Source organism: Psittacicella hinzii (assembly GCF_003585935.1).
In the GTDB taxonomy this organism is placed as follows: domain Bacteria; phylum Pseudomonadota; class Gammaproteobacteria; order Enterobacterales; family Psittacicellaceae; genus Psittacicella; species Psittacicella hinzii.
The window spans coordinates 1-7,176 of record NZ_NRJG01000051.1; the positions used below are offsets into that span (position 1 = coordinate 1).

The 7,176-nt window shown below is 35.2% G+C and carries 3 protein-coding genes; all 3 read right to left on the reverse strand.

The annotated features are described in order from the left end of the window. Positions 1-206: 206 nt before the first annotated feature. The 3 genes from rho to CKF58_RS03220 all read right to left on the reverse strand — a co-directional run bounded on the left by rho (position 207) and on the right by CKF58_RS03220 (position 6,838). Positions 207-1,493, reverse strand: a complete 1,287-nt coding sequence (gene rho, locus CKF58_RS03210; RefSeq protein ID WP_119530907.1) for a transcription termination factor Rho — start codon at positions 1,491-1,493, stop codon at positions 207-209. Positions 1,494-2,950: 1,457 nt separating this feature from the next. Beyond that, a complete protein-coding gene (locus CKF58_RS03215) occupies positions 2,951-3,661 on the reverse strand; it encodes an HAD-IA family hydrolase (RefSeq protein WP_119530909.1) in 711 nt (236 codons plus the stop codon). A gap of 921 nt (positions 3,662-4,582) precedes the next feature. After that, complete coding sequence (locus tag CKF58_RS03220) at positions 4,583-6,838, reverse strand: NAD(P)H-dependent oxidoreductase (protein WP_119530911.1); 2,256 nt, start codon at positions 6,836-6,838, stop codon at positions 4,583-4,585. Between the last annotated feature and the right edge of the window lie 338 nt (positions 6,839-7,176).

Genomic DNA, 7,176 nt, shown 5'->3' on the forward strand with positions numbered 1-7,176 from the left:
GCTTTGTGTGTTGTGAATATTAACTAACAAAAAGTAAAAGTAATATCAAGAGGAAGAGCATTGGATATTGTGAACGTAAGAGGAGTATAGTTAAGCTAATTCAAGTTTTTTACGTTTAGTACTTGCTTGTTATGCTTCTAATCTTCTTTAAGAGTACAAAACTTTTATATGAGAAATATATGAATACTATTGGCAAAATAAGTTAATTATTTTGCTTCAATCACATATTTTTTACGGAAGAACTCAAGCATTTCATGATTATCTTGAGTTTTTTCAATTGTTTCCATTAGTAATTTGAGGCGCTCGATTTCATTACTTTCTTCAGAAAGAATTTTACGTACTTCCCATTGTACTTCGATGACATCTGGAGTTAGCATTAAGTCTTCTTTACGAGTTGAAGATGGTAAGACATCAATAGCAGGGAATAAACGTCGTTCAGCAACACGGCGACTTAAGTGTAATTCCATATTTCCCGTACCTTTGAACTCCTCATAAATTACATCGTCCATTTTTGAACCAGTATCTACGAGAGCCGTAGCAATAATAGTTAAAGATCCTCCTTCCTCAACATTACGGGCAGCTCCAAAGAAACGTTTTGGACGGTGTAGAGCATTAGCATCAATACCACCGGATAATACTTTACCAGATGAAGGTGTTACCGTATTGTAGGCGCGTGCAAGACGAGTAATTGAGTCTAAAAGAATAACCACATCTTTTTTGTGTTCAACAAGACGTTTAGCGCGTTCAATTACCATCTCTGCTACTTGTACATGTCTTGCTGCTGGTTCATCAAAAGTTGAAGCAACTACTTCCCCTTTCACGGTACGACTCATTTCTGTTACTTCTTCAGGACGTTCATCAATAAGTAGTACAATTAATTCACATTCAGGATTATTATTCGTAATAGAAACTGCAATTGATTTGAGTAATTCGGTTTTTCCGGCTTTAGGAGGAGCAACAATAAGACCACGCTGTCCTTTTCCTATAGGAGATATAAAATCAATTAAACGTGGGGTTATATTGTCTTTAGTGCTAATGCCTTTACGCTCAAGCACTAATTGATCCATTGCATGCAATGGAGTTAAGTTTTCGAAAAGAGTTTTGTTCTTAACTTGTTCAGCATCTTCACCATTGATCTCATCTACGCGTAAAAGAGCAAAATAGCGCTCGTTATCTTTTGGAGGGCGAATTATCCCCATAATAGTATCACCAGTACGTAAATTAAAACGGCGAATTTGATTAGGTGATACGTAAATATCGTCTGGACCAGCGAGATAAGAGCAATCAGCACTACGTAAGAAACCAAAGCCATCGGGATGTAACTCTAGCACCCCAGAGCCTTTAATTTCTTCGCCATGATCGGCTAAATGTTTAAGAATCGTAAAAATTACTTCTTGCTTTTGCATGCGAGCACATGAGCCCACATCAAGCTGTTTTTCTGCAAATTCAATTAATTGATTAATAGAGAGAGCTTTTAAACTTTCTAAATCCATGATAACAATAAATAGTTGTAGCCAGAGTGATCTCTAGAAAATCATCTAGAGGTGAGCTGTTGCCTTGCAACAGCTTCTGAAGTAGAAAACAGTAATAAAAAGATAGATTCAACTTCGCGATTTTAATAACCGATATTAGTGACTTTATAAGCTAATTCAATAAGCTATCAGATTAGTGAATTACTGCAATAAGCGGTTAAATCCTTATAGCAAATAAACTCAACACCAATAAACTCAGAGCAAATAAACTCAATCCAAGAAAGTGAGTTGTCATAAGAGAAAGTTTTATTTCATAAAGTTTGTGTAGTTGATGGTCAGTAAAGTGGTTTTTTATCCATTGCTTTGTGCAGTAAGTCATCCAAGTTAGGAATAAATTAGTTAGCACGAGGCCAATCAGTGAAACAACTTATCAGTAAAAGATCAAGCTGTAAAACTTCCTATCTACAAAAGATGAGGCGGCAAGAATGATTAGGTATCTAATTGAACTAAATAACTTATAAATCTAATCGCAACACGATCTTACCGATTAAATTCAAGCCAATAATTATCATCTAAGATTATGCTTATCTTAGAGAGTTATTGTCGACAAGAGTAATATTTAGTCAAGCCTAACTAACACCTATAATTTTTAGGCGTGCCGGATCTATCTCTAATTGGAGATGTATAAAGAACGAAACTACATATAAGGATAAAAATTATGAAATAAGTTAGGGAATGATTTTTCTCTAGTTGAAGAGATGAGTTAGTGGATCGTCATCTCATTACTTTGCAAGTGAGAAATATATAAATCGAGAAGTGGTAGAGTTTAAGTCGTGGTAACCATCTAACTTAGCTCTACTCAGAACCGGAGGAAATGCTAAAGAGTAAACTCTTTAGGTAAGTGTAATATAGCTTGTAAGCTAGTTATATTGCGATAGTATTTTAAGGATTACTAAAATTAAGAAAGATTGAGGATAAGAGCTTAATTTTAGCCATATAAAGCCAATATAAACACTTGATGTTTTTACCAAATAGAGAAGCTTACGTTTTAGCGCTATACGAAAAGATTATATTACAAATTGTTTGACTTGCAGAAAAAATTTCAGAATATGCTATATCGAGGAGAAAGTTGTTAGTTTAAGAAAAACTTGACGGTACAAGGAGCAAGTTTTAGTCATAATTTACAGGGATAAATAGCAAGGTAAGAACTCAAGTCTAACGATTATACGTGTGATGATCTATAAACGAATAAATCCTCACAAAGACTAACCAAGTATTGAGAGGATTTATCTCATTTATAGAGTTTATCAGGTTTATAGAGTTAATTGGGGTTATAGGGTTTATCTTTACTAGATCTACTCTATCTGTTTACAAGGTATGCAACAAGTATGCAACAAATACAAGTATGAAACTAGTATATAACAAGAGCAAATATGAAATAAGTATGCAATACCTCTTAAGATCCAGCAGATTAAATCTTAACCCACATTAGTAGGTACTGGAGCAGTGTTACGTTGACTTAAAGCCTGTTCAACTTCCTGAGCATTAGTGTAATCAGATGCACGATAAAGCTTATAGTTTACTACGTCAAAAGCATCCATCTTAGCATTTAACGCTGCTTGAATACCATAAGTCCCATCTTCAAATACTAGGCATTTTTGTGGAGCGGCATTTAGACGTTGCGCTACAGTTAACCAAGTTTCTGGATCAGGCTTATGTTTAGTTACGTCTTCGGCTGAAACTGTATGTTGACTACCACCAAAAGTTTGATATAGGGAAAACTTAGGATTGAGTAGATCAATAAAGTGACGGAATGAACCAGTTCCTATACCTAGAGATTTCTTACCTACATAATGTTCAGCTAACTCTAAAGCAGGAAGCTTGGTCGTTTGCGTAATTAGAAGATCTTTAGCAACCGAGATTTTCGTTGCCATTACTTCATCTAAACGTTGCATGTCCATACCTGCTTTTTCCATCATGGCTTTAGCAATGGTAGCAGGTGCAGCACCTGTTAGTTCCACCATAATACGCTTATCAAAGTGATAACCAAAAATCTTACCTGTTTCTTCCCAAGCAGTACCATGAGCAGGTAAAGTATCAATTAAAGTACCATCCATATCGAAGATTAAGGCTTCATAAGCACTTAAGACTTCTGGAGTAAGGATGTCTGTCATTTGTTTAAAAGTCATGTTGTTCCTTAGTGTGCGATCTAAGTTGAGGATAGAGCTAGGCACTTAGAAAGCAATGTGGTTTTCAAAGTTAAACTTGCTGTTAAGTTGTTTTTGTTGTTAAAAATGCTGGTTAAAAAAGCTTAGTAAAAAGCTTAGACAATAGAACCTATTAAGGTTCTAATTTTTACTCTAAGTTGACGAGAAATAAGCTCTTTAAGTAAAACAAGCTATTAATATAGCAAGTTTTACTCTCCTTTGCACATGTTTATTTATGGCTAAGTTGGAGGCTACTCAAAGGCGAGAAATCATAAGTTTTAGTAGCTACAATTATAGGGCACTTCAATTTTGGTGTATAACTGAGGTGCAATTATTTACCACAAGCAAATGATTACACCACAAGCTCAAAAGATACTACGAAAAAAGTGATACTCCACAGTTTTTGCGGTAGCAGAAAATAAAAAAAGACCAAGAGATCTTGGTCTTCATTTGAAGAAATATTGTTACATTTCTTAGACTTTTTAACGATATTAGAATGTAATATGCGTTTTGCTTAGAAACAAGCGCGACACAGATTACAAACTACCTAAATTATACTAAAATCTTGCAAAGCAGTACAAGAATTTACACTTTAGTAACTAGTGGAAATAAATTTTCATACCTACTTTGTTAAGAGAATGATCTAGTTAAATTAGAGAGTTTTGGCTAAATATCGTTATTTTGTTTCAGTGTTGGTTCTAAGTTAGGTAAACAAGTACAAATAAAATATTCGACTATTTTACTCTAGTACTAGTAGCCAATATTAGTACAGCGTTCATTAGTTACTAAACAAGGTAATTAAGCAACTCATTAATTAGCTACCTAATCCTACGTAGCACTACATAACACTAAAAAATTAACAACAATACCTAAATAAACAACACTACCTAACTTCTTGCAGAGCTATTTAATTAGATCTAAGATTTGCTGATAAGAATATGCAGGCCATACCGTTTGGAAATCAGGTGCTAAGTATCTAATTAAACAAGATTCTGCTTGATCTTGGGTATTTACTGTAAGGTTCTCTTTTCCAAAATGCACTTTGCGTAGCAATGCTAAATTACTGTAAGAGATTACAGTTTGCACTTTATCTGCAGCAAGTGGCAGGAGATTAGTTGGGATCATCCCTCGTACTGTGTTTTGATGAACTAGGCTAATTTGTTCACGTAGCAGTACTGATGGTAAGAAGCTTATTGCAAATTCACCTTGATAAGGAGAGCCATAAAGATTACACTGCTCAACATTGGTTGCAGTAGGTTCTGCAGTAATTTCTTGACTTACAATTGCAGGCAACAACTGATTAAAGTTACTAACTGGAGCTTGAGGATCTTTAGCAAAAGTACTTATAAAATAAGTTCCCCATAGAGGTAGAGCTTGCTGCTTATCATCTATAGCTTTAGATGATGCGCTTAAATTGGCATTGCTTTCTAGGTTGAGATGATTTGCTTTTTGCTCGTACATCTTGATAAGGGCTTCATAGTTAAGTAGAGGTACTAAACTAAAGCCATGCATTTGGTATGCACAGTGATGTAGTTTTTCTTCTCTATATTGAGTAGCTTGCTCTTTACATTTAGCATCTTGCTCGTTTGAGTAATTTGCATGCTCTTTATCAGTTAACCAAGGATAACGTTCTTTGGTAGTAGTAAGAGCTTGATGGAGCTTAGTAAGATAGTCTGCTACATGCTTATTAATGCAAGCTTTAAGAGTTTCTTGTGCTTGCTCGTCTAAAGTTGCTTGTTTAGCAACTAGTTCTGGATCAGTTAACTCTGGATGAGTAACACTATGCGCATAAGGACGATAAATCAATGGCGCAGCGAACTCAGCTCCAATAAAGTTACAGTAGTTAGTAAAGAAATCAGAAATAGGTTTTACATAACCATAACCAGCTCCTGCCGCACTTACCACAAACATTTTCTTCGCTGTTGGATAAGTAGCTTCTTTAAAGGCTGTTGGATTATCCGAATTAAAAGTAACACCAGTTCTTACCCAGAAGTCGAGGTAGTTTTTCAGTTTAGCTGGTAAGCTGTGATTATAAATTGGACAAGCGACGATAATAATGTCAGCATTTAAGAACTCATTTACTAAGTTATTGGCTAAAGCTAAAGCCTGGGCCGGATGCGTTTCTGGAAAAATCTCATGATTGGCTGGCTGAGCAATATAAGTACCTAAATAACCAATGCTGCGTTCACCGATCTTACCACTTTGTAATCGTTCGTTATCAAGGATAAAGTTAACCGGATCTTGTAACCATCTAAAACAAGCATTACTTAAATCTGACCAAGAATGTTGTTTTTGTTGGCTAGGGAGTTTTACACGGTTTAAGTAAGTCTGATAGAGCGTGTTAAAAGCATAATCTTCAAGTTTAAAATCTATATACTTACTTAATACATGATTGTCGTTTGTTGTGCTAAGGTTAGCGAGGCGTTCTTTAGTTTCGTTTTCGATTGGTAATTGCTCAAGGAAGCGCGCAGCCATTAGTTCAAAGTATAAATCTAATTCGGTATAGTATTTATGACTATAGCGAGCATTATTATCAGCAGCAAAAATCGGTTTTACTTGTTGTTGGTAAAAACCTAAGAAACCGCTGGTTTCTAGTTGGCTGTTGTTATCGTCTTTAGTGATCGCTGGTAGAGCTTTAGCAAAGTTATCCCATTGGTAATCTTTACTTACTTGGTGTAGTAAAGCACGAGTATTCAGACGAATCGGATTAAATTGCTCGGCAATAGCTAAATGAGCATAGGTATAGTTGTAAGGTAAAGCATCGACATCACGTTCGAATACTTTAACGGCATTTAAGCTATGCTTTAGTAAGCCGCTATAAGCTAAACTAAATTCGGCTAGTACTTGCTCTTGCTCACCACGAATATCAAAGGTTGTTTGGCTAGCAAGATTTGTAGTAGGGGTTAAAGGGAGATTTGCTGCTTGGTTCGTAACAGCTTGATATAAGGTTTGTTCGTTATAAAAATCGTTATAGAGATCAAGATTTATATATTGATAGCTCGGCTCTTCTTGCTCTGGAACAAGAGTTGGATGATCTTTAATAAATTGTGCGTGGGCTTTAATTACTTGAGCAACAGCGCTATTTACTAATTGATTGGTAGTCGATTGTTGCTGTGGACTCATTGATGATTTGAGTACCAAAATATTTAGAGATTTCATGGGAACTCCAATATATAAATGGGCAGTATAAAGCGAAGAGGGGGAACAACTAATCAAGATTAAATCTTCATTACTAATTACCTTCAGACATACTTACAGACTTACTTACATACATTCTTACCGACATATCTAACTATCTTTCAGACTAGCAATATATAACTAGCTATAAGATCAGATCTAGCTGATATTAGAGCATTTATTTAAGATTAGGAAGTCAGGTAATTTCGAATGTTTATCTTGTGGTAAAGTTCATCTTTACAGATAGGGTTCTCTGTTATCTGTAAAGCTAAAACGAAGACAGACAATAGATAGTTTTACTGTAAGTAGCTCTCTTGTAA

Bases quoted from the DNA above. Each gene is read 5' to 3' on its own strand.
- rho (WP_119530907.1), bottom strand. From the start codon at position 1,493: ATGGATTTAGAAAGTTTAAAAGCTCTCTCTATTAATCAATTAATTGAA.
- CKF58_RS03215 (WP_119530909.1), bottom strand. From the start codon at position 3,661: ATGACTTTTAAACAAATGACAGACATCCTTACTCCAGAAGTCTTAAGT.
- CKF58_RS03220 (WP_119530911.1), bottom strand. From the start codon at position 6,838: ATGAAATCTCTAAATATTTTGGTACTCAAATCATCAATGAGTCCACAG.